At 66.7% G+C, this 21,233-nt stretch carries 21 protein-coding genes; 17 read left to right on the top strand and 4 right to left on the bottom strand.

Annotated features, from left to right (window positions below):
* Window positions 1-132: 132 nt before the first annotated feature.
* From HNP55_RS23480 to HNP55_RS23500, 5 genes are all read left to right on the top strand, one after another.
* The gene (locus HNP55_RS23480) at window positions 133-888 is read left to right on the top strand and encodes an SURF1 family protein (RefSeq protein WP_184304772.1); all 756 of its coding nucleotides are present in this window, start codon (window positions 133-135) and stop codon (window positions 886-888) included.
* Window positions 878-1,552: an SCO family protein gene (locus tag HNP55_RS23485; protein ID WP_184304773.1), complete on the top strand. Its 675-nt coding sequence runs from the start codon at window positions 878-880 to the stop codon at window positions 1,550-1,552. Before HNP55_RS23480 ends, HNP55_RS23485 begins: the two co-directional genes overlap by 11 nt.
* Window positions 1,553-1,563: 11 nt before the next feature.
* A complete protein-coding gene (locus HNP55_RS23490; protein ID WP_348648751.1) occupies window positions 1,564-2,727 on the top strand; it encodes a COX15/CtaA family protein in 1,164 nt (387 codons plus the stop codon).
* Window positions 2,728-2,790: 63 nt separating this feature from the next.
* Window positions 2,791-3,675, top strand: a complete 885-nt coding sequence (cyoE, locus tag HNP55_RS23495) for a heme o synthase (RefSeq protein WP_409993776.1) — start codon at window positions 2,791-2,793, stop codon at window positions 3,673-3,675.
* 15 nt (window positions 3,676-3,690) lie between these two features.
* On the top strand, window positions 3,691-4,311 hold the full coding sequence (locus tag HNP55_RS23500) for an SCO family protein (RefSeq protein WP_184304775.1): 621 nt from the start codon (window positions 3,691-3,693) through the stop codon (window positions 4,309-4,311).
* Window positions 4,312-4,506: 195 nt separating this feature from the next.
* On the opposite strand, the gene rpoH is transcribed toward HNP55_RS23500, so the two are convergent.
* From rpoH to ychF, 3 genes are all read right to left on the bottom strand, one after another.
* Window positions 4,507-5,433, bottom strand: a complete 927-nt coding sequence (gene rpoH / locus HNP55_RS23505; protein ID WP_409993777.1) for an RNA polymerase sigma factor RpoH — start codon at window positions 5,431-5,433, stop codon at window positions 4,507-4,509.
* Between the two features lie 161 nt (window positions 5,434-5,594).
* Complete coding sequence (locus HNP55_RS23510; RefSeq protein WP_184304778.1) at window positions 5,595-6,101, bottom strand: chemotaxis protein CheW; 507 nt, start codon at window positions 6,099-6,101, stop codon at window positions 5,595-5,597.
* A gap of 224 nt (window positions 6,102-6,325) precedes the next feature.
* A complete protein-coding gene (gene ychF / locus HNP55_RS23515) occupies window positions 6,326-7,417 on the bottom strand; it encodes a redox-regulated ATPase YchF (protein WP_184304780.1) in 1,092 nt (363 codons plus the stop codon).
* Window positions 7,418-7,600: 183 nt separating this feature from the next.
* Here ychF and HNP55_RS23520 point away from each other — a divergent pair, with 183 nt between their 5' ends.
* Genes HNP55_RS23520 through HNP55_RS23545 form a run of 6 tightly spaced genes read left to right on the top strand, consistent with a single transcriptional unit; the run spans window position 7,601 to window position 13,717 of the window.
* A complete protein-coding gene (locus HNP55_RS23520; RefSeq protein ID WP_184304782.1) occupies window positions 7,601-8,713 on the top strand; it encodes an FAD-dependent monooxygenase in 1,113 nt (370 codons plus the stop codon).
* 31 nt (window positions 8,714-8,744) lie between these two features.
* A complete protein-coding gene (locus HNP55_RS23525) occupies window positions 8,745-9,491 on the top strand; it encodes a DsbC family protein (RefSeq protein WP_184304784.1) in 747 nt (248 codons plus the stop codon).
* Between the two features lie 25 nt (window positions 9,492-9,516).
* Window positions 9,517-9,987 carry a DUF3429 domain-containing protein gene (locus HNP55_RS23530; protein WP_184304786.1) on the top strand — a complete coding sequence of 157 codons (471 nt, stop codon included), beginning with the start codon at window positions 9,517-9,519 and terminating at the stop codon, window positions 9,985-9,987.
* A gap of 30 nt (window positions 9,988-10,017) precedes the next feature.
* A complete protein-coding gene (locus HNP55_RS23535; RefSeq protein WP_184304788.1) occupies window positions 10,018-11,808 on the top strand; it encodes a M61 family metallopeptidase in 1,791 nt (596 codons plus the stop codon).
* Window positions 11,793-12,890, top strand: a complete 1,098-nt coding sequence (locus HNP55_RS23540; protein ID WP_184304790.1) for a DUF3108 domain-containing protein — start codon at window positions 11,793-11,795, stop codon at window positions 12,888-12,890. Before HNP55_RS23535 ends, HNP55_RS23540 begins: the two co-directional genes overlap by 16 nt.
* A gap of 32 nt (window positions 12,891-12,922) precedes the next feature.
* Window positions 12,923-13,717, top strand: a complete 795-nt coding sequence (locus HNP55_RS23545; RefSeq protein ID WP_184304792.1) for an enoyl-CoA hydratase — start codon at window positions 12,923-12,925, stop codon at window positions 13,715-13,717.
* 155 nt (window positions 13,718-13,872) lie between these two features.
* Here HNP55_RS23545 and lysS read toward each other — a convergent pair whose 3' ends face one another.
* Window positions 13,873-15,399, bottom strand: coding sequence for a lysine--tRNA ligase (gene lysS / locus HNP55_RS23550; RefSeq protein WP_409993778.1), 1,527 nt, complete (start codon window positions 15,397-15,399; stop codon window positions 13,873-13,875).
* 117 nt (window positions 15,400-15,516) lie between these two features.
* Between lysS and HNP55_RS23555 the strand changes: the two genes are divergently transcribed.
* The 6 genes from HNP55_RS23555 to HNP55_RS23580 are packed head-to-tail and all read left to right on the top strand — an operon-like array spanning window position 15,517 to window position 21,227.
* The gene (locus HNP55_RS23555) at window positions 15,517-16,569 is read left to right on the top strand and encodes a Gfo/Idh/MocA family protein (protein ID WP_409993779.1); all 1,053 of its coding nucleotides are present in this window, start codon (window positions 15,517-15,519) and stop codon (window positions 16,567-16,569) included.
* Window position 16,570: 1 nt separating this feature from the next.
* Window positions 16,571-17,152: an acyltransferase gene (locus HNP55_RS23560; protein ID WP_184304796.1), complete on the top strand. Its 582-nt coding sequence runs from the start codon at window positions 16,571-16,573 to the stop codon at window positions 17,150-17,152.
* A gap of 5 nt (window positions 17,153-17,157) precedes the next feature.
* Complete coding sequence (locus HNP55_RS23565; RefSeq protein ID WP_184304815.1) at window positions 17,158-18,261, top strand: DegT/DnrJ/EryC1/StrS family aminotransferase; 1,104 nt, start codon at window positions 17,158-17,160, stop codon at window positions 18,259-18,261.
* Window positions 18,262-18,265: 4 nt separating this feature from the next.
* A complete protein-coding gene (locus HNP55_RS23570; protein ID WP_246448635.1) occupies window positions 18,266-19,516 on the top strand; it encodes a lipopolysaccharide biosynthesis protein in 1,251 nt (416 codons plus the stop codon).
* Window positions 19,516-20,148, top strand: coding sequence for an acyltransferase (locus tag HNP55_RS23575; protein WP_221439757.1), 633 nt, complete (start codon window positions 19,516-19,518; stop codon window positions 20,146-20,148). The genes HNP55_RS23570 and HNP55_RS23575 overlap by 1 nt, the downstream gene beginning before the upstream one ends.
* Complete coding sequence (locus tag HNP55_RS23580; RefSeq protein WP_184304798.1) at window positions 20,145-21,227, top strand: glycosyltransferase family 4 protein; 1,083 nt, start codon at window positions 20,145-20,147, stop codon at window positions 21,225-21,227. Before HNP55_RS23575 ends, HNP55_RS23580 begins: the two co-directional genes overlap by 4 nt.
* Window positions 21,228-21,233 lie beyond the last annotated feature (6 nt).

A 21,233-nucleotide genomic window follows, 5' to 3' on the forward strand; every position in this document is an offset into this window, starting at 1 on the left:
CTCGCCCCGGCGGGCTATGCTGCGTTGCAGCGCTTGCCCGCACGCGAGTGCGGGCGGCGCGCTGCGCCTTGCCTTGCCCGCCGGGGCGAGCCTTCGCGGCCCATTGCCGTAGCGCTAACAGGCCCTAACCGCATGAGCCCGCGTGCGCGTTTCTGGCTGATCCTCGCCGCTGCCTTGGCTGCGGTGGCCTTGAGCGCGCGTCTGGGCGTTTGGCAACTGGACCGTGCAGCTCAAAAAGTCGCCTTGCAAGAGGCGGTCGAGCAGCGCGCCCAACTGCCCGCGCTGGACGCCGCGCAACTGAGCGCCGATGCGGCTAACGCGCAACTGCAGCTGCAACGTCGCGTGCTTTTACGCGGCCGCTGGCTCAGCGACAAGACGGTGTTTCTGGACAATCGCCCCATGGACGGGCGGGTCGGTTTCTTCGTCGTGACGCCGCTGCGCCTGAGTGGTCGCGGCGAGGCGATCCTGGTGCAGCGCGGCTGGGTGCCGCGCGATGCGCGGGACCGCAGCCGCCTGCCGACACTGGCCGATTCCGTGGCTGCCGAGGTCGAAGTCCAAGGCCGATTGGCCTTGGCGCCTTCACGTCTGTATGAGTTCAGTGCGGCGGCCAGTGGCCCGATCCGGCAGAATCTCGATGCGGCAGCCTATGCCCAAGAAATCCAGCAGGCTTTGCTGCCCCTGACCGTGCTGCAGTCCGGCCCGGTGGATCCGCAGGACGGCTTGCTGAGGGATTGGGCCGCGCCCGATCTGGGCCTGCAAAAACACTACGGTTACGCTTTTCAATGGTTTGCGCTGTCGGCGCTGCTCCTGGGTCTTTATGTCTGGTTCCAACTCATCCGTCCCACCCTTCAACGACAAGCCAAGCCCGAGGCCAGCCATGGCGAGTGAACAAGTCGAGCCGCTGAGCCTGAGCGTGCACAGCCTGCCGGACCCGCGCGCGATGGCGCAGCAGCAGCGCACCCGCAGTGGCCGCCTGCGCATGCTGCTGGTGCTGGCCGCCTGCGCCGCGCCGGTGATCGCCTCCTACTTCACCTTCTACATCGTCAAGCCCGAGGGCAAGGCCTATGGCGATCTGATCCACCCGACCGTGGATCTGCCGCCAGACCTGCATTTGCGCGATCTGCAAGGCCGGCCGGTGCAGGCCGAGAGCCTCAAGGGCCAGTGGCTGCTGACCCTGGTGCAGAGCGCCGATTGCGACACGGCTTGCGAGCGCCAGCTCTTTATGCAGCGCCAGCTGCGCGAGATGCTGGGCAAGGAGCGCGACAAGGTCGACAAGCTGCTGCTGCTCTCGGACGAGACGGCGCTGCGCCCCGAGCTGCTGCAGGCTTTGACGACCGGCATTCCGGTGACGATTCTGCGGGCCCCGCGGGCGGAGCTGGAGGCCTTTTTGAAGCCGGCCCAGGGCCAGGGCCTGCGGGACCATTTCTATGTCATCGACCCCATGGGGCGTTGGATGATGCGCTCGCCGGCGGCCCCCGATCCCGGCAAACTCAAGAACGATTTGAACCGCCTGCTCAAAGCCAATGCCGGCTGGGACAAGCCGGGGCGCTGAGGTCAAACGCTGTGGATATCGATCTGACCGCACTCGCTCAGCTGGCCGGCCTGGGCGCCTTGCTGGCCTGCGGCCCCTTGCTGTGGCTGCGCCTGCGCTCCAGGGCGCAGACGCCGGCGGCGCGCCTGCGCGCCCTGACGCTGCTGACCCTGTTCCTGACCTTTGATCTGGTGCTGTTCGGCGCCTTCACCCGCTTGACCGATTCCGGCCTGGGCTGCCCCGACTGGCCCGGCTGCTACGGCCAGGCCAGCCCCTTGGGCGCGCATGCCGAAATCTCGGCCGCCCAGGCCGCCATGCCCACGGGCCCGGTCACCCACGGCAAGGCCTGGGTGGAGATGATCCACCGCTATCTGGCCAGCGCCGTGGGCGTGCTCATCATCGTGCTGTGCGTGCTGACCTGGAAGCTGGTGCGCCGCCACGGCGCCGCGGCCCTGCAGTTGTCGCCCTGGTGGTCCTGCCTGACCCTGTTCTGGGTCTGTATGCAGGGCGCTTTCGGCGCGTTGACGGTGACCATGAAGCTCTTCCCCGCCATCGTCACCCTGCATCTGCTGGGCGGCGTGGGGCTCTTGATGCTGCTGGCCTGGCAGGCCCAGGCCTACGAGCCCCAGCCCTTGCGCCTGCGTCCGGCCCTGCGCCGCGGCGCCTGGCTGCTCTTGCTGGCCCTGCTGGTCCAGGTTGCCCTGGGGGCCTGGGTGAGCACCAATTACGCGGTGCTGGCCTGCTCGGAATTCCCCACCTGCCAGGGCGGCCAGTGGTGGCCGGCCATGGACTTCGAGCATGGCTTCACCCTCTGGCGCGAGCTGGGCGTGGGCGCCGACGGCGGCTGGCTGCCGTTTGCGGCGTTGACCGCCATTCATATGGTGCACCGCATCGGCGCCCTGCTGGTGTTCAGCGGCCTGGGGCTGATGTGCTGGGCGCTGTGGGCTAGCGGCCAGCCGCAGGCCCGCATCTGGGCCCGGCGCTTGCTGTGGGCGGCGGCCTGGCAGTTGGCGAGCGGCCTGTCCAATGTGGTGCTGGACTGGCCCATGCTGGCGGCCCTGGCCCATACCGGCGGCGCGGCCATGCTCTTGATGCTGATGAGCTTCATGCTGGCGCAGATCCGCCAAGGGCAGGGCGCTGCCCGGCCGGCCGCGGCCCCCGCCACTTCTTCACCGCGCGCCCCTGCCGGTGCCTGACCTCGAATACCGACCCGTTTCCTTGCTATGGCTTCCAATCCCTCCCTCGCCGCGGGCACCGGCATGAGCTCCCGCTGGCAGCAGTACTACCAGCTGACCAAGCCGCGCGTGGTGCAGCTGATCGTGTTCTGCGCCATCATCGGTATGGCCTTGGCCGTGCCCGGCCTGCCCTCGGGCGCGCAATGGGGGGCCATCCTGGCCGCCACCGTGGGCATCTGGCTGGTGGCCGGTGCGGCGGCCGCCTTCAATTGCCTGATCGAGCAGCAGATCGATGCCAAGATGAAGCGCACCGCCTGGCGCGCCACCGCCAAGGGCCAGCTGAGCCGGGGGCAGACGCTGATCTTCTCCGCCCTGCTGTGCGCGCTGGGCTCGGCCATTCTCTGGGTCTGGGTCAATCCGCTGACCATGTGGCTGACCTTTGCCACCTTCATCGGCTATGCCGTCATCTACACCGTGGTGCTCAAGCCCATGACGCCGCAGAACATCGTCATCGGCGGCGCCTCCGGCGCCATGCCACCGGTGCTGGGCTGGGCGGCCATGCGGGGTGATGTCGGCCCCGAGGCCTTGCTGCTGTGCCTGATCATTTTTCTGTGGACGCCGCCGCATTTCTGGGCCCTGGCCCTGTACCGCACCGAGGAGTACCGCAAGGCCGGCCTGCCCATGCTGCCGGTGACCCATGGCTCGGAATACACCCGCTTGCAGATCTTTCTCTACACCTGGATCTTGCTGGCCGCGACCCTGCTGCCGTTTTTGACCGGCATGAGTGGCTGGGTCTATCTGGTCAGCGCCTTGCTGCTGGGCCTGGGTTTCTGCGCTTATGCTTGGCAGCTTTGGCGCAACTACTCCGATGAGTTGGCGCGCAGCACCTTCCGCTTTTCCATCCTGCATCTGTCCCTGCTGTTCGCGGCCTTGCTGGTGGATCACTACCTCTCGCCCTGGATCCGCTGAAGCTTCTTCTTCGCTATGAAAACTCCCGCTCGTTCTTTCATCAAACTTCTGCTCGCCTCCAGCCTGGTCCTGGCTCTCGGCGCCTGCGACAAGCTGGGTCTGGGTGCCGCCGACAAGCCGGCCTTCAAGGGCGTGGACCTGAGCGGCGCCGAGTACGCGCGCAATCTGAACCTCAGCGATCAGGACGGTCGCGCCCGCAGCCTGGCCGAGTTCAAGGGCAAGGTGGTGGTGGTCTTCTTTGGCTACACCCAATGCCCCGATGTCTGCCCCACCACCTTGGCCGAGCTGGCCGAGGTCAAGCGTTCCCTGGGGGCGGATGGCGCGCGGGTGCAGGGCATCTTTGTGACGGTGGACCCCGAGCGGGACACCGCGCCCTTGCTGAAGGCTTATCTCAACAGCTTTGACCCGAGCTTTGTGGCCTTGCGCGGCAGCGAGGAGCAGACCAAGGCCATGGCCAAGGAATTCAAGGTCTTCTACGCCAAGGTGCCGGGCAAGACGCCCGAGAGCTACACCATGGACCACACCGCCGCCAGCTTCATCTACGACACCCAGGGCCGGGTGCGGGTGTTCTCGCGCTACGGCTCGGGCGCTCAGGCGCTGGCGGACGATATCAAGATCCTGCTGGCTGAGAAATGAGCCCCTCGCCCAAGCTCGCCCCGCTGAACGCGGGCGAGTTTGGTCGGTCCCCCGGGGGACGAGGCCGTTTGCGGCATTGAGCCGCAAACGGCCTCAGGCGGGCCGGCTTGGGGCGGCCCGGCGCTCGGCCCGAATACCCTTTGCTCCATGAAAAAAGCCCCGGCGCATGCGTCGGGGCTTTTTCTTGGGCGCTGTTCAGGCCGGTGTCAGGGCCTTGCGCATCTTCTTCATCGCCGCCACCTCGATCTGGCGGATGCGTTCGGCGCTGACGCCGTATTCGGCCGCCAGTTCGTGCAGGGTCATGCCGCCGCTGGCGTCGTCGTTGACCTTGAGCCAGCGCTCTTCGACGATGCGGCGGCTGCGCTCGTCCAGGGCCTCCAGGGCGCGCGTGATGCCGTCGCTGGCCAGGGAGTCACGGGCCTGCGCTTCCAGCACACGGGTCGGTTCCTGGCTTTCGTCGGCCAGATAGGCGATCGGGGCATAGGCCTCGCCGTCGTCGTCGCTCAGCGGCTCCAGGGCCACATCGCCGCCGGACATGCGGGTTTCCATCTCCAGCACTTCCTCGCGCTTGACGTTCAGCTCCTTGGCCACATGGGCCAGCTGGGCCTCGGTCAGGCTCAAGCGGTGCGTCAGGTCGTCGCTCTGCTCTTCCTTCATGCTGTGCTTCATGGAGCGCAGATTGAAGAAGAGCTTGCGCTGAGCCTTGGTGGTGGCGACCTTGACCATGCGCCAGTTGCGCAGCACGTATTCGTGGATCTCGGCCTTGATCCAGTGCATGGCATAGCTGACCAGGCGCACGCCCTGGTCGGGGTCGTAGCGCTTGACGGCCTTCATCAGGCCCACATTGCCTTCCTGGATCAGATCGCCCTGGGGCAGGCCGTAACCCATGTATTGACGTGAGATGGACACCACCAGACGCAGATGGGAGAGCACCAATTTACCGGCCGCTTCCAGGTCGCCGCTGTCGCGCAGGCGGCGGGCGGCGCTGCTTTCCTCTTCGGGCGTCAGCAGGGGCAGGCGGTTCACGGCGGAAATGTAGGCATCCAGATTGCCCAGGGAGGGCACCAGCGACCAGGGGTCGCGGACCGTCAGTGCAGCAGCAGGGGTCACCATCGTCATCATTTCATCCTTCGCAGTTCGAACGTGTGGCCGTTCGATAAAGAAGATATTAGCACTCGTGGCAAATGAGTGCCAATGGCGAAAGGCTATTGAAATTGTGTAGGATTTGTACGGTAAAAACTGAGGGTGCCCACTAACTTCCAGGCTGGAATAGCGGGAGGCTTTCAGTCAATCAAGCCGAAATCCGGGCTGGCGACCATGGCTTCGATGTCCAGCAGGATCAGCATGCGCTCGGCAATCTTGCCCAGGCCGGTGATGAAGCGGGCGTCCATGGCGCAGGCGACTTCGGGTGGCGGCTTGATCTGCTCGACATTGAGTTCCAGCACGTCCGAGACCGAGTCCACCACGATGCCGACGATGCGCTGGCAGACATTGAGCACGATCACCACGGTGAAATCGGTGTACTCGGCCGCCTGGCCCAGGCGCATGCGCAGATCCACGATGGGCACGATGACGCCACGCAGATTGGTCACGCCCTTGATGAAGGCCGGCGCATTGGCCACCCGGGTCGGGGCCTCGTAGGAGCGGATCTCCTGCACGCGCAAGATGTCCAGGCCATATTCCTCGGCGCTGATGCGGAAGGTCAGGTACTGCTTGGAATCGGGCCGAGCTTGACCGGTGGTTTGCAGCGCTTGGGAGCCGGGTTGGGAAACCAGTTCGGTAGAGGTCATGGAAGGTGTCAGCTAAAAGGCGCTTTGGAAGGGGCGGGAAGGAAGGCGGCGAGCCGCCCCCGCTTCATTCACTGGCTATTTTGCGGTCTCCCGAAGACTTGAATCCAGCAATCAAGCAATGCCGCCGGCACTTTCTCGGCGCTTCTCGCAAAAAAAGCTGGGCCGCAGCAGAAATTTCGGGGCCGGCCAAAGAAAAAGCCCGCTGCTGCGGGCTTTGCTGGGGCTCAGACGTTGAACAAAAAGTTCAGCACATCGCCATCCTTGACCACGTATTCCTTGCCTTCGGCGCGCATCTTGCCGGCGTCCTTGGCGCCTTGCTCACCCTTGTAGGTGATGAAGTCCTCATAGGCGATGGTCTGGGCGCGGATATAGCCGCGCTCGAAGTCGGTGTGGATCACGCCGGCGGCTTGCGGGCCGGTGTCGCCCTTGTGGATGGTCCAGGCGCGTACTTCCTTGACGCCGGCGGTGAAATAGGTCTGCAGGCCCAGCAGGCTGAAGCCGGCGCGGATCAGGCGGTTCAGGCCCGGCTCGTCCTGGCCCATTTCGGCCAGGAACATGGCGCGGTCCTCATCGCTCATTTCCGACAGCTCGGCCTCGGTCTTGGCGCAGATGGCCACGACGGGGCCGTTCTGTGCCGCAGCGTAGGCCTTCAGTCGGTCCAGGAAGGGGTTGTTCTCGAAGCCGTCCTCCGAAACATTGGCCACGAACATGGCCGGCTTGGCCGTGATCAGGCACAGGGGCTTGAGCAGGACCAACTCTTCCTTGCTGAAGTCAATGGTGCGCACGGGCTTGGCCTCGTTGAGCGCGGCCTCGCATTTCTCCAGCACCTTGACCAGGGCGATGGCTTCCTTGTCGCCGGCCCGCGCCGCCTTGTTGTAGCGGTGCAGGCTTTTTTCCACCGTGCCCATATCGGCCAGGCAGAGCTCGGTCTGTATCACCTCGATGTCGGCGATGGGGTCGACCCGGCCGCTGACGTGGACCACATTGCCGTCCTCGAAGCAGCGCACCACATTGACGATGGCGTCGGTCTCGCGGATATGGGAGAGGAATTTATTGCCCAGGCCCTCGCCCTTGGAGGCGCCCGCCACCAGGCCGGCGATGTCCACGAACTCGACCACGGCCGGCAGCACGCGCTCCGGCTTGACGATTTCGGCCAGGGCCGCCAGACGCGGGTCGGGCAGTTCCACCACGCCCACATTGGGCTCGATGGTGCAGAACGGGTAGTTCTCAGCGGCGATGCCGGCCTTGGTCAGCGCGTTGAAGAGGGTGGACTTGCCGACATTGGGCAGGCCAACGATGCCGCATTTGAGACTCATGGAAAACTTTCTGGCTAAGGCGCGCTTGGCGCAAAGACGGGATTTTAGTCGTCTTGCACCCGGTCCTTGCCCGGGCCCCGTCGCAACTGCGCGTCCGCTCGCCGTTCGCCTGCCAATCCGGGTGGCCGCCAGCATGGGCATGCGCGCCACAGTGTGGCCGCATTGCCTGCCTACAATGCCCGCATGCAAAGCTATGAAGTCTTGGTCCGTGGAAGCGGCTGTGTCGGCCGCAGCCTGGCTTTGGCGCTGGGCGCCAAAGGCTTGCGTGTGGCCTTGCTGGCCAGCGCCGAGCCCAGCCAGGCGCAGCGGGAAGATGTGCGCAGCTATGCGCTCAATGCCGCCTCGCTGCGCTTGCTGCGCGAGCTCAAGGTCTGGGATTCCTTGCCGGCCGACGCGATCACGCCGGTCTACGATATGAAGATACGCGGCGACGCGGCCGGCGCCTTGCTGGAGTTTTCCAGCTGGCAGCAGGGCGTGGCCGAGCTGGCCTTCATCGTCGATGCCGCGGCACTGGAGCAGCAGCTGGCCCAGGCCCTGCGCTTTGCCCCCCATGTGCAGTTGGTGGACGCCGCCGTGCCGGCCGCCCTGAGCGTCTTGTGCGAGGGCCGCGATTCGGCCCTGCGGGGCGAGCTGGGCGTCAAGTTTGAAAAGCACAGCTATGGCCACCGCGCCATTGCCGCGCGTTTGGCCACGGATCGCCCGCATCAGGGCGTGGCCCATCAGTGGTTTCGCTCCCCCGACATCCTGGCCCTGCTGCCGATTGCCAAGCCCGAGCCGGGCGCCTCTTTCGGCCTGGTCTGGTCGCTGCCCGAGGCGCGCGCCACCGAGCTGCTGGCGGCCGGCGCGGCCGAGTTCGAGCAAGCCTTGAACGACGCCAGCCAGGGCGAGGCCGGGCGTCTGCGCCTGGCCAGCGGTCTTTCGTCCTGGCCCTTGGCGCTGGCGCGGGCCGAGCCCTTGATTGGCCCGGGCTGGGCCTTGGCCGGCGATGCGGCCCATCTGGTGCATCCCTTGGCGGGCCAAGGCCTGAATCTGGGCCTGGCCGATGTGGCGGCCTTGACGACCGTCATCGCCGAGCGCGAGAGCTGGCGCAGCCTGGGCGATGAAAAACTGCTGCGTCGCTATGTGCGCGCCCGTCAGCTCGATACCTGGGCCATGGGCGAGCTGACCGATGGCTTGTTGAAGATGTTTGCCAGCGACGCCGCGGCCTTGCGCACCTTGCGCAACACCGGCATGGGCGCGCTGAATTCCTTGGCTCCCCTGAAACGCTGGTTGACCCAGCGCGCCCTGGGGGCGTGAAATTCTGCTTTGTTGAGAGATCGAGATCCGAATGAGCTTGTTGCCCAAACCCTTGCGCCGTTTCAGCCTCTGCCTGAGCTTGCTGGCCTGTTTGCCCCTGGCCGCCACGGCCAACGAGGCGGTGATCCGCAAGGCGCTGAGCGAGCGCCTCAACGGCCTGCCCAAGATCGAGGAAGTGCGGCCCAGCCCCATGCCCGGCCTGTGGGAGGTGCGCATCGGCAATGAGTTGCGCTATACCGATGCCAGCGGCAGCTTCTGGGTCGAAGGCGAACTCTTCGACCTGCGGACCCGCAAGAATCTGACCGAGGAACGGCTGTCCAAGATCAATGCGATCGACTTCGCGGCCCTGCCGCTGAAAGACGCCATCGTCTGGAAGAGCGGCAATGGCAAGCGCCGCATCGCCGTCTTTGCCGACCCCAACTGCGGTTACTGCAAGCGCTTCGAGCGCAGCCTGCAGGACGTCAAGGACGTGACCGTCTACACCTTTTTGATCCCCATCCTGGGCGGCGACTCGCCGGACAAATCGCGCGCCATCTGGTGCGCCAAGGACTCGACCTCGACCTGGGTCAACTGGATGGTGGAGGGCAAGGCCCCGCCCAAGGCCATGGGCGCCTGCGATGACGGCGCCATCGAGCGCAATATGGCCCTGGCGCGCCGCCACCACGTCAACGGCACACCGGCGATTATTTTTGAGGATGGCAGCCGGGTGCCGGGTGCCCTGAATGCCGACCAGTTGGAAAAGCGCCTGCAAAGCGTGGGCAAGGCCGACAAGTCCTGATCTCTTCGCCACCAAGTTCAACACCATGACCGCCGCTGCTGTACACCCGGCTCCTACGCCCGCCTTGCCCCTGCATCCCATGGCCATGAAGCTGGGGCATCTGGGCCTCCTGCCCTTTGTGCTGGGCGCCTTGCTGGTCTGGCTGATCGGCGACCGCAATCTGGATGCGCACTACTACGCCGCCCTGGGCCTGTCGGCGTATGCGGCCTTGGTCATCTCCTTGCTGGGCGGCATCTACTGGGGCCTGGCCTTTGTCAGCCCCGGCCATTCGCCCCAGCCCTTTGTCTGGGGCATCGTGCCCGCGGCCGTGGCCTGGATGGCGGTGATGATGCCGGCTTACGCCGGCCTGGTCTTGCACGGGGTGATGCTGATCGTCTGCTATCTGGTCGACCGCCGCCTCTACCCCGGCCTGGGTGCCTCCGCCTGGTTGACGCTGCGCTTCCGGCTCAGCGCGGTCGCCGCCCTGAGCTGTTTTTTGGCGGCGGCCGGCAGCTGAGCCGCCCCGCTTCCCGAAAGAACAAGAACAATGGCCCTCATCAGCTACCGTGTCGATCTGGAGCAGCCGCACAAGCATTACTACCAGATCACACTGACGATTCCGACCCCTGCCGCGGTGCAGGAACTGAGCCTGCCGAGCTGGATCCCGGGCAGCTATCTCTTGCGCGAGTTTGCCCGCCACCTCAGCGGCCTGCGCGCCAGCCAGGGCAGCCGCGAGTTGGGCGTCGAGCAGCTCGACAAATCGCGCTGGCAGGTGCGCTGCAGCGGCCGCAGCGCCCTGGTGCTGCACTACCGGATCTATGCTTTTGACAACTCGGTGCGCACCGCCTTTCTGGACGCGCAGCGAGGCTTTTTCAACGGCAGCAGCCTGTTGCTGAAAGTGCATGGCCGCGAGGCCGAGCCGCAGCAGCTGAGCCTGGGTGAGCTGCCCGCTCGTTGGGCCGTGGCCACGACCCTGCCGCAGACCGCCGCGGGCGAGTTCCAGGCCGCCAACTACGACGAGCTGCTGGACCACCCCTTCGAGCTGGGCGAGTTCTGGCAGGGGGAGTTCGAGGCCGGCGGCGTGCGTCACCGCTTTGTGCTCAGCGGCGCCCTGCCCAGTTTTGATGGCGAGCGCCTGCTGCGCGATTCGCAGAAGATTTGCGAATCGCAGATCGCCATGTGGCATGGCCCCGCGTCCAAGCGCAGCGAGCGCCCGCCCTTTGCCGAGTATCTGTTCATGCTCAATGCGGTGGACGAGGGCTATGGCGGCCTGGAGCATGGCGCCAGCACGGCCTTGATCGCGCCGCGCCGCAATCTGCCTCGCCAAGGCCAGGCCGAGCTGAGTGACGGTTATGTGCAGCTGCTGGGCCTGATCAGCCATGAGTACTTCCATGCCTGGAATGTCAAACGCCTGAAACCGGCGGAGTTTGCCCGGCTGGATTACGAGCGCGAAAACTACACCGAGCTGCTCTGGTTCTTCGAGGGCTTCACCTCCTACTACGACGATCTGACCCTGGTGCGCTGCGGCCTGATCGACGAGGCGCGCTATCTCAAGCTGCTGGCCACGACCCTCAGCGGTGTGTTGGCCACGCCGGGCCGCCAGGTGCAGAGCCTGGCCCAGGCCAGCTTCGATGCCTGGACCAAGTACTACCGGCCGGACGAGAACACGCCCAATGCCACCATCAGCTATTACGGCAAGGGCGCCTTGCTGGCGCTGGCCACCGACCTGAGCTTGCGCAGCGCCGCGAGCCCGGGGCCCGGGGCCGAGGCGCCTTCGAGCCTGGATGCCTTGATGCGTGGCCTGTGGCAGCGCAGCCAGGGCGGGCCCATCAGCGAGGCCGACATCCTGGCCCTGCTGGCCGACTTGGCCGGCCCCGAAATGGCCGAGGAGCTGCGGGCCTGGGTGCATGGCACGGCCGATCTGCCCCTGCCCCTGCTGCTGGAGCGCTTTGGCGTGCAGTGGCAGAGCGACAAGGCCACGGTGGCCCAGCGCCTGGGTCTGCGGGTGAATGAGTCGGCGCTGGCCGGCGTGCAGATCAAGCAGGTGCTGGCGGGCTCGCTGGCCCAGGAGGCTGGCTTGTCGGCCGGCGATGAATTGCTGGGCTGCAATGGCTGGCGCCTGCGCCGGCTGGACGATGTCTTGCTGAGCCTGGCCGCCACCCAGACCCGTCTGGAGTTTCTGCTGGCCCGCGATCAGCGCCTGCTGAGCATAGGCCTGGATCTGCCCGCCACCGGCGGCTTGCAGGCCGCCGCCACCGGTGCCGCCGTCCTGCTGAGCCCGGCCGAGAAACCAGCGCTGCGGGTGTCCCATCTGCGCCGCGCATGGCTGGCCGGTTGAAGTCGGGCCAGCGAAAAAAAAGGGTCTGGCCGGCCGCCCTGATCCTGCTGCCGGTGCTGCTGGTACACGGCTGCGTGGGCCATGGCTTGCAAACGCTGCTGCGGTCCTGGCAGCCCCTGGATGAGGCGCCGCCGCGTCTGTCGGTGAGCTATGTGCGGGAACTGCGGCCCGAGCCCGTGGCGGCCTTGCCCAAGCCTCTTGCAAGCAAGCCCCGGCCTCCCGTCGTGCCCGCGCAAGCGGCCGCCGCCTTGCCGCCCGAGGCCCCAATTCCTGCGGCCGAGCCTCAGGCTGAGGCGGCCTCCGCGCCTGAGCTGGCCGCCAGCGCAGCCGAGGCGGATGCCGAAGCTTCCGCCAAGCCCGCTGCGGCGGCCTCCGCGCCGCAAGACCTGGCGAACCAGGAGCCCGGCCCCGAGTGGCCGCCCTCGACCCGGCTCAGCTATGAGCTGACGGGCAATTACCGCGGCGCCGTTACCGGCCAGGCCCAGGTGGCGTGGATACGCCAGGGCAGCCGCTACCAGGTGCATCTGGAGGTGGGTGTGGGGCCAGTCTTCGCGCCGCTGTTGTCGCGGCGCATGAGCAGCGACGGGGTGCTGGGGCCGAACGGCATCTCGCCGCGGCGCTATGACGAGGACACCAAATTCATCCTGGGTGAGCTGCGGCGCCTCAGCCTGCTGTTCCAGGGTGACAGCCTGCGTCTGGCCGATGGCCGCGAGGAGGCCTTGGCCGCCGGCTCGCAAGACGCCGCCAGCCAGTTCGTGCAGCTGACCTGGCTCTTCCTGACCGGGCGCGAGCAGATGCGGCCGGGCCTGGTGCTGGAGCTGCCCCTGGTCTTGCCGCGCCGCCAGTACCGCTGGCGTTACGAGGTGCTGGGCGAGGAGTTGCTGCCCACGCCCATGGGCGCCTTGGCCACCTGGCATCTGCGGCCCAGCGTGGTGGCCAGTGGCGGCGATTTGACGGCCGAGGTCTGGCTGGCACCAAGCCTGCAATACTTGCCGGTGCGCATACGCATACGCCAGGATGAAAAGAATTTTGTTGACCTGATGCTCAAGGCGCCGCCACTGCAGGCCGAGCCTGAGCCCTGATTTTTTTGCCCACAAAGCCCCAAGGAGATCTCATGAGCTACGAATGCATCATCACCGCCGTGCATGGCGAGGGCCCGCGCAAGACGGCCGTTATCACCCTCAACCGCCCCAAGGCCTTGAACGCCTTGAGTGACCCCTTGTTCGACGAGTTGGGCGAGGCCTTGCTGGCTTTTGATGCCGACGACAGCATTGGCTGCATCGTGCTGACCGGCTCGGAGCGCGCCTTTGCCGCCGGCGCCGACATCCCGACCCTGGCCCAGCACGACTTCCAGAGCGCCGTCCGTACCGACATGATCACCCGCAACTGGGAGCACATCCTGCGGGTCAAGAAGCCGGTGATCGCGGCCGTGGCCGGCTTTGCCCTGGGCGGCGGTTGCGAGCTGGCGATGATGTGCGACTTCATCATCGCGGCCGACACGGCCAAGTTCGGCCAGCCCGAGGTCAAGCTGGGCGTAACGCCCGGCGCCGGCGGCACCCAGCGCCTGCCGCGCGCCGTCGGCAAGGCCAAGGCCATGGACCTGTTGCTGACCGCCCGCATGATGGACGCTCTAGAGGCCGAGCGCAGCGGTCTGGTCTCGCGCGTGGTGCCGGCCGACAAATTGCTGGAAGAAACCCTGGCCGCCGCCGAGACCATCAACGGCTTCAGCGCGCCGGCCCTGCAGCTGATCAAGGAGCTGGTCAACCGCAGCTTCGAGAGCGGGCTGAAGGAGGGCGTCAGCTCCGAGCGCCGCGTCTTCCATGCCGTCTTCGGCACCGACGATCAGCGCGAGGGCATGGATGCTTTCCTGAACAAGCGGGCGCCGGCTTTCAAGCACGGCAAGCGCTGAAGTGAAAGTAGGCCCCTCGCCCAGTCTCGCCCCGCTGAACGCGGGCGAGCCCGGTCGGTCCCCCGGGGGGACGGCGACGCTCGGCGGCTTGACCGCCAAGCGTCGCCAGCGCGGGCCGGCTTGGGAGCGGCCCGGCGCTCGGCCCGAATACTCTTTCAAGCTTCCCGGCGCAGCGCGGGGAACAGGATGATGTCCCGGATGCTAGGCGAATCGGTGATCAGCATCATCAGCCGGTCGATGCCGATGCCGCAGCCGCCGGTCGGGGGCATGCCGTATTCCAGGGCGCGGATGAAGTCGGCGTCGTAGAACATGGCCTCCTCGTCGCCAGCGTCCTTATTGGCCACCTGGGCCTGGAAGCGGGCGGCCTGGTCCTCGGCGTCGTTCAGCTCCGAGAAGCCGTTGGCGTACTCGCGGCCGGTGATGAAGAGCTCGAAGCGCTCGGTGATCTTGGGGTTGCTGTCGGAGGCGCGGGCCAGGGGCGAGACCTCGACCGGGTAGTCGATGATGAAGGTGGGCTGCCAGAGCTTTTCTTCGACCACGGCCTCGAACATGCCGAATTGCAGCTCGGGCAGGGTCCAGTGCTTGGGCGCTTCCTCGCCCAGCTCCTTGAGCTTGGCGCGCAGCAGTTCGGCGTCATCGGCTTGGGCTGCCGTCAGGCCGGCATGGGCCACCAGCGAGTCGCGCACCGACAGGCGGGCAAAAGGCTGGTCCAGATGCACTTCCTTGCCGGCGTAGCTGACGCGGGCACTGCCGGTGGCGGCGCGGGCGGCGTGGCGCAGCACTTCCTCGGTGAAGTCCATCAGATCATGGTGCGTCCAGTAGGCCGCATAGAACTCCATCATCGTGAACTCGGGGTTGTGCCGGACCGAGATGCCCTCGTTGCGGAAGTTGCGGTTGATCTCGAACACCCGCTCGAAACCGCCCACCACCAGGCGCTTCAGGTAGAGCTCGGGCGCGATGCGCAGATACATCTCCTGGTCCAGCGCATTGTGGTGGGTGATGAAGGGCTTGGCATTCGCACCGCCTGGAATGGGGTGCAGCATGGGCGTTTCCACTTCCAGGAACTCATGCTCGACCATGAAGCTGCGGATCGAGGAGACGGCCTTGGAGCGGGCCACGAAACGGGCGCGGGCCTGCTCGTCGGTGATCAGGTCCACATAGCGCTGGCGGTACTTCTGCTCCTGGTCGGCCATGCCGTGGAACTTGTCGGGCAGGGGGCGCAGGCTCTTGGTCAGCAGGCGCAGCGTCGTGACGCGCACCGACAGTTCGCCGGTCTTGGTCTTGAAGAGCAGGCCTTCGGCGCCGACGATATCGCCCAGGTCCAGGTGCTTGAAGGCCTCGTAACTCTCCTCGCCCACGCCGTCCTTGGTGACGAAGAGCTGGATGCGGCCGGTGGCGTCCTGCACGGTGCCGAAGCTGGCCTTGCCCATCACCCGCTTGAGCATCAAGCGGCCGGCGATGCTGACGGTCACGGCCTGCGGCTCCAGCGCCTCGTTGTCCAGGTCGCCATAGCGCTGGCTCAGGGGCAGGGCGCGGTGCTTGGGCTTGAAATCGTTGGGGAAGGGGACGGCGGTCTTGGCACGCAGGGCGGCCAGTTTCTCGCGGCGCTCGGTGATGAGCTGGTTTTCGTCTTGGGCGACGGGGCTGTGGTGAGGGGCGGCGGGAGTGTGGGTGGTCATCATCAACTCTAGGAATTTGCCGCGATTTTAGGCGCAGGCGTGGCGGCCGCTTGCAGATACCGATGTTTCCACGCATCCCCTCTCTTAGAATCAGCTCTCTTTCATCCCAGCCTGCCGCGCGTGAACCTGCCCATTCTTGACCGCCCCATTCGCTTTGCCTTGGTGGGTTGCGGCCGTATCGCCAAGAACCATATCGAGGCCATTGCCGCGCATGGCGCGCGCGCGCGCCTGGTGGCCGTCTGCGACACCCGCCCCGAGGCCCTGGCCGCCGCTGTGGTCGCTACCGGCGCGGCGGGCTTTGCCAGCCTGGATGCCTTGCTGGCCGGCACGGACGCCGATGTGGTGGTGCTGGCCACGCCCAGCGGTCTGCACCCCCAGCAAGCCATGCAAGTGGCCGCTAGCGGCCGCCATGTGCTGAGCGAAAAGCCCATGGCCACCAAGTTCGACGAGGGCATGGCCATGGTGCGCGCCTGCCGCGACGCGGGGGTGAAGCTCTTCGTGGTCAAGCAAAACCGCTTGAACGCCACGGTGCAGGCCGTGCGGCAGGCGATCAAGCAGGGCCGTTTTGGCCGCATCTTCCTGAGCACCGTCAATGTGTTCTGGACCCGGCCGCAAAGCTATTACGACGCCGCCCCCTGGCGCGGCCGCTGGGATCTGGACGGCGGTGCCTTTATGAACCAGGCCAGCCATTACGTCGATCTGCTGGACTGGCTGGTGGGTCCGGTGGACAGCGTCCACGCCTATACCGCCACGCTGGACCGCGATATCGAGGCCGAGGACACCGGTGTGCTGAGCGTTCGCCTGCGCCAGGGCGGCCTGGGCTCCATCAACGTCACCATGCTGACCTATCCGCAGAATCTGGAAGGCTCCATCACCATCCTGGGTGAGAAGGGCACGGTCAAGATCGGCGGCACGGCGGTCAACAAGATCGAGCATTGGCAGTTTGCCGATGAACGGCCCGAGGACGCTGCCATCAAGGCGGCCAGTTATGAGACCACGAGCGTCTACGGCTTCGGCCACCCGCTCTACTACGATAACGTCATCAAGACCCTGCGCGGCGAGGCCGACGCCGCCGTGGATGGCTACGAGGGCTTGCGCTCGCTGGAGATTCTGATTGCCGCTTACCGCTCGGCCCGTGACGGCCAGCGCGTCGGCCTGCCCTTGGTGTTCTGACATGAGTTATTGGAAACACGAATCCGCCATCGTCGATGAGGGCGCACAGCTGGGCGAGGGCACAAAAGTCTGGCACTTTGCCCATGTGAGCCCGGGCGCGCGCATCGGTGCGGGCTGCGCCCTGGGCCAGGGCGTGTACGTGGGCAACGACGTCAGCCTGGGCGATAACGTGCGGGTGCAGAACAACGTCTCGGTGTACGACGCGGTGACGCTGGAGGACGATGTGTTCTGCGGCCCCAGCATGGTGTTCACCAATGTCTACAACCCGCGGGCGGCCGTGGTGCGCAAGCATGAGTACCGCCGCACCCTGGTGAAGCAGGGCGCCACGCTGGGGGCCAATTGCACCATCGTCTGTGGCGTCACGATAGGGCGTTATGCCTTTGTGGGTGCCGGCGCCGTGGTGCAAAAAGATGTGCAAGATTTCGCGCTGATGGTGGGCGTGCCGGCGCGGAGAATCGGCTGGATGAGCCGCCATGGCGAGCGCCTGCAGTTTGTGGACGGCCAGGCCCGTTGCGCCGCCACCGGCGATGTCTACGCCCTGCAGGGCGAGCAGTGTTTGTTATTGCAGCAAGGAAGTTTGTGAGCGCTCTGCCCTTTATCGACCTGAAGGCCCAATACGCCGCGCTCAAGCCCAGCGTGGACGCGCGCATCCAGCGCGTGCTGGATCACGGCCAATACATCATGGGCCCCGAGGTCAAGGAGTTGGAGGACAAGCTGGCCGCCTTCGTGGGCACCCGGCATTGCATCACCGTCTCCAGTGGCACCGAGGCCTTGCTGATCGCCCTGATGGCCCTGGACCTCAAGCCCGGCGACGAGGTCATCACCACGCCCTTCACCTTTGCCGCCACGGCCGAGGTCATCGTCCTGCTGGGCGGCGTGCCGGTGTTTGTGGATATCGAGCCCGACACCTGCAATATCGACGCCAGCCTGATCGCTGCGGCCATCACGTCCAAGACACGCGCCATCATGCCGGTCAGCCTGTACGGCCAGGTCGGCGATATGGACGAGATCAATGCTATCGCCGCCGCCCATGGTCTGGCCGTGATCGAGGACGCGGCGCAGAGTTTTGGTGCCAGCTACAAGGGGCGCCGCAGCTGCGGCCTCTCCACCTTCGGCGCGACCAGCTTCTTCCCCAGCAAGCCGCTGGGCTGCTATGGCGACGGCGGGGCGCTGTTCACCGACGACGATGGCCTGGCCCAGGCCGCGCGCGAGATCCGTGTCCACGGCCAGAGCCAGCGCTACACCCACACCCGGGTGGGCGTGGGCGGCCGCATGGATACCTTGCAATGCGCCGTGGTGCTGGCCAAGCTGGAGCGCTTTGAGTGGGAGATTGCCCGCCGCCTGGCCATCGGCGCGCGCTATCAAGCCCTGCTGGAAAAGTTGCCGGTGCAGCGGCTGGCGCTGCGCCCCGACCGCGATTGCGTCTGGGCCCAATTCACCCTGCATGTGCAGGCGCGCAGCCAGGTGCAGCAGCGTCTCAGCGCCGCCGGCGTGCCCACGGCCGTGCACTACCCCAAGCCCTTGCACCAGCAGCCGGCCTATGCCCAGTGGGCCCAGGGCCAGAGCTTCCCGCATGCCGAGCGTGCCGCACAAAGCGTGATGAGCCTGCCCATGAGTGCCGATCTGAGCGAGGCGCAGCAGGATCAGGTCATTCTGGCCTTGACCCAGGCCTTGGACGGCCTGGAGCCATGAGGGCATGAGCGCAACCCTGCGCTCCGGCCTGCTGCGCTCCACCCTGACGCTTTTGCTGGGCGGCGCGCTGGCCCAGCTGCTACCCCTCTTGTTGGGCCCCTGGCTGACCCGCATCTACACGCCGGGCCAGTTCGGCCAGTTCGCCTTTGTCTGGGCCCTGGCCAGCAATGTGGCCGTGGTGGCCTGTGCCCGCTACGAATTCGCCCTGCCGCTGGAAACGGAGGCGGGCCGCGCCCGCCTGCTGATGGCGCTGTGCGCCCGCGTGCTGCTGGCCGTCAGCGGGGTCAGTGTCTTGCTGGGGCTGGGCCTGGCCTGGTGGCAGCAACAGGCCTCGGCCTTGCTGCTGCCCCTGGCCGTGCTGGCCGGCGGCGCCACGCAATGGCTGACGATGTGGGCCACGCGGGCCCAGCGCTTTCAAATGCTGGCCTTTGGGCGCGTGCTGCTTTACGGCGGTGGCGCCTTGATTCAGCTGGCCCTGGGTCTGCTTGATTCCGGGGTTTGGGGCCTGCTGCTGGGCCCCGTGCTGGCGGGCCTGTTGACCGCCGCTCTGCTGGCGCGGCCCGCGCCTATCGGCGGCTGGGCAGGGCTGTGGCAGCTGCCGCGCGCTGATCTGGCCGCCATGGCGCGCAAGCACCGCGACTTCCCCCTGCTCAACACCCCGCATGCTTTTGCCGGCGCCCTGCAGGACAGCCTGGCCATGCTGCTGCTGGCGGCCTGGAGCGGCGATGCGGCCGCCGGCTACTGGGCCCTGGCCCTGCGCTATCTGAAGGCGCCGGCCGGCTTGGTGGGCGGGGCCTTGTCGCAGGCGCTCTACCCGCGCCTGGTGGCGGCGCGCAGCGCGGCGGAGGCGGCGGCCCTGGTGCGCAAGCTGACTTTTTTGCTCTGCCTGCTGGCCCTGCCGCTGATGCTGGGCTTGATGGCTTTCGGCCCGGCGCTGTTCACCTGGGTGTTTGGCGAGCGCTGGCATGATGCGGGCATGTTGGCGCGCGGCCTGGCGCCCTATATCGCCCTGCATTTTGTGGCCTCGCCCCTGTCGGTGGCCACCATGGCCTGGCAGCAGCAGGCCTGGGCCTTGCGGCTGGCCTTGGTGGGACAGGCCCTGTTTGTGCTGGGCCTGGCCGTGGGTTTGCAACTGGGCGGCTTGTGGGGCGCGGCCTGGGGGGTGTCGGTGGCGATGACGGTTTATTTCAGCTGGTTTTTCTGGGCCCTGCCGCGGCGGGCCCAGGCCGGTGCGGGTGAGGGGGGACGGGCATGATGGGCAATCGCAAAGCGCCCTGGTGGCGCCGCCGCTACCAGCAACTCAAGATGCTGGCCTCGCGGGCCTGGGGCACGCGCATGGTGGGCGGCTTTGTGCGTGGGGACGGCGTGTTTCTGCCGCACACCCGCATCAGCAATACCAGCGAGGTGTTTGCGCGCGAGCGCCTGGATGTGGGCGACCATGTCTTCATCGGCCATTTCAGCGTGCTGGACGCGACCTACGGCCTGCGCATCGGCGAGGGCTGCCAGATCGGTTTCTTCACCGGCATCTTCAGCCACTCCAGCCATGCGGCCATCCGACTCTACGGCCGCGCCTATGTGGCCACGGCCGAGAAAAAAGCCTATTTCACCGCGCCCGTGGAGATGGGGGATTACTGCTTCATCGGCGCCCATGCCACGCTCTTGCCCGGCACGGTGCTGGGCCGGGGCAGCATCGTCTCGGCCTACAGCCTGGTCAGCGGCCGGCACCCGGACTTCGCCATCCTGGCCGGCCAGCCGGCCAAGCAGGTGGGCGACACCCGGCGCATGGACGAGCGCCTGCTGCGCGAGCACCCCGAGCTGCAAGCGCATTACCTGGCCTGGGCGGGCGAGCTGCCGCAGCCGCCGCAGCCCAATGAGGAGCAGGCATGAGATTGGTGCTGATCGGCGACGGCGAGAGCCCGCATCTGCTGAAATGGGCACGCGCCCTGGCGGCCGCGCCGGGGCTGGATTTGTGGGCCGCCTCCTCACGCGGCTTTCTGCCCGAGTTCGAGGCCATCGTGCCGGCGGCCAAGCGCCTGAGCCTGAACACCGACCCGGCGCATGGCGGCGGCAATATCGCCTTGCTCAAGCAATTGCCCAAGCTGGGCGCCTGGCTGGCGCAAGTCAATGCCGACTGGCTACATGCCCACTACCTGACCTCGCACGGCACCCTGGCCTGGATGGCCAAGCGGGTCTGGCATCTGCGCGCCCGCATCGTGGGCTCGGCCTGGGGCAGCGACATCCTCGTCACGCCCGATGTGAGCTGGGCCTATCGCTGGCTGACCCGCAATGTGCTGCGGGCCTGTGATCTTTGTACCTCGGACTCGCAACACATGACGGCCCGCATGCGCGCGCTGGACGCGCATGAGGTGATGACCTTTCCCTTCGGCCTGGAGGCCATGCCTAAGCTGGGCGCGCGCAAAGCGCCGTGGAGCTTTTTTGCCAACCGCGGCCTGGAGCCCATCTACCGGCCCGAGCGGGTGATTCGCGCCTTCGCCGCCGTGGCCGCGCAGCAGCCCGAGGCCAGCCTGGTTGTTGCTAACGACGGTTCCTTGCGGGCTGCGTTGGAGGCTCAGGTTGCGGGCCTGGGCCTGGCCGACAAGGTCAGCTTCGTCGGCCGCCTGGATGCCAAGGCCCAGGCCAGCCAGTACGCACGGGCGCGCTGGTACTTGAGCCTGCCCGAGAGCGACTCGGTGGCCGTCTCGGTGCTGGAGGCCATGGCCCATGCTTGCGTGCCCATCCTTTCTGACCTGCCGGCCAACCATGAATTGCTGGATGCCGAAAAAAGTGCCCAGCCGCGCGGCCTGATCCTGGATGAGGCGAATCTGCCCGGCTTGTACGGCCAGTTGCTGGCGCTCGCGCCGCAGGCCGAGGCCGCTGGCCTGGCCAACCGCGACTGGGTGAACCGCCATGGCCTGTTCGCGCCGGCCGTGCAGCGCTTTTTGGCCCGCTTGCGGGCCTTCAATTGAGTCTGA

This window comes from Roseateles oligotrophus (assembly GCF_014204525.1).
GTDB classification, from domain to species: Bacteria; Pseudomonadota; Gammaproteobacteria; order Burkholderiales; family Burkholderiaceae_C; genus Paucibacter_A; species Paucibacter_A oligotrophus_A.

Excerpts from the sequence above, each read along its gene's own strand:
- HNP55_RS23480 (WP_184304772.1), top strand. The coding sequence starts at position 133 with ATGAGCCCGCGTGCGCGTTTCTGGCTGATCCTCGCCGCTGCCTTGGCT.
- HNP55_RS23485 (WP_184304773.1), top strand. The coding sequence starts at position 878 with ATGGCGAGTGAACAAGTCGAGCCGCTGAGCCTGAGCGTGCACAGCCTG.
- cyoE (WP_409993776.1), top strand. The coding sequence starts at position 2,791 with ATGAGCTCCCGCTGGCAGCAGTACTACCAGCTGACCAAGCCGCGCGTG.
- HNP55_RS23500 (WP_184304775.1), top strand. The coding sequence starts at position 3,691 with ATGAAAACTCCCGCTCGTTCTTTCATCAAACTTCTGCTCGCCTCCAGC.
- rpoH (WP_409993777.1), bottom strand. The coding sequence starts at position 5,433 with ATGATGACGATGGTGACCCCTGCTGCTGCACTGACGGTCCGCGACCCC.
- HNP55_RS23510 (WP_184304778.1), bottom strand. The coding sequence starts at position 6,101 with ATGACCTCTACCGAACTGGTTTCCCAACCCGGCTCCCAAGCGCTGCAA.
- ychF (WP_184304780.1), bottom strand. The coding sequence starts at position 7,417 with ATGAGTCTCAAATGCGGCATCGTTGGCCTGCCCAATGTCGGCAAGTCC.
- HNP55_RS23520 (WP_184304782.1), top strand. The coding sequence starts at position 7,601 with ATGCAAAGCTATGAAGTCTTGGTCCGTGGAAGCGGCTGTGTCGGCCGC.
- HNP55_RS23525 (WP_184304784.1), top strand. The coding sequence starts at position 8,745 with ATGAGCTTGTTGCCCAAACCCTTGCGCCGTTTCAGCCTCTGCCTGAGC.
- HNP55_RS23530 (WP_184304786.1), top strand. The coding sequence starts at position 9,517 with ATGACCGCCGCTGCTGTACACCCGGCTCCTACGCCCGCCTTGCCCCTG.
- HNP55_RS23535 (WP_184304788.1), top strand. The coding sequence starts at position 10,018 with ATGGCCCTCATCAGCTACCGTGTCGATCTGGAGCAGCCGCACAAGCAT.
- HNP55_RS23540 (WP_184304790.1), top strand. The coding sequence starts at position 11,793 with ATGGCTGGCCGGTTGAAGTCGGGCCAGCGAAAAAAAAGGGTCTGGCCG.
- HNP55_RS23545 (WP_184304792.1), top strand. The coding sequence starts at position 12,923 with ATGAGCTACGAATGCATCATCACCGCCGTGCATGGCGAGGGCCCGCGC.
- lysS (WP_409993778.1), bottom strand. The coding sequence starts at position 15,399 with ATGATGACCACCCACACTCCCGCCGCCCCTCACCACAGCCCCGTCGCC.
- HNP55_RS23560 (WP_184304796.1), top strand. The coding sequence starts at position 16,571 with ATGAGTTATTGGAAACACGAATCCGCCATCGTCGATGAGGGCGCACAG.
- HNP55_RS23570 (WP_246448635.1), top strand. The coding sequence starts at position 18,266 with ATGAGCGCAACCCTGCGCTCCGGCCTGCTGCGCTCCACCCTGACGCTT.
- HNP55_RS23575 (WP_221439757.1), top strand. The coding sequence starts at position 19,516 with ATGGGCAATCGCAAAGCGCCCTGGTGGCGCCGCCGCTACCAGCAACTC.
- HNP55_RS23580 (WP_184304798.1), top strand. The coding sequence starts at position 20,145 with ATGAGATTGGTGCTGATCGGCGACGGCGAGAGCCCGCATCTGCTGAAA.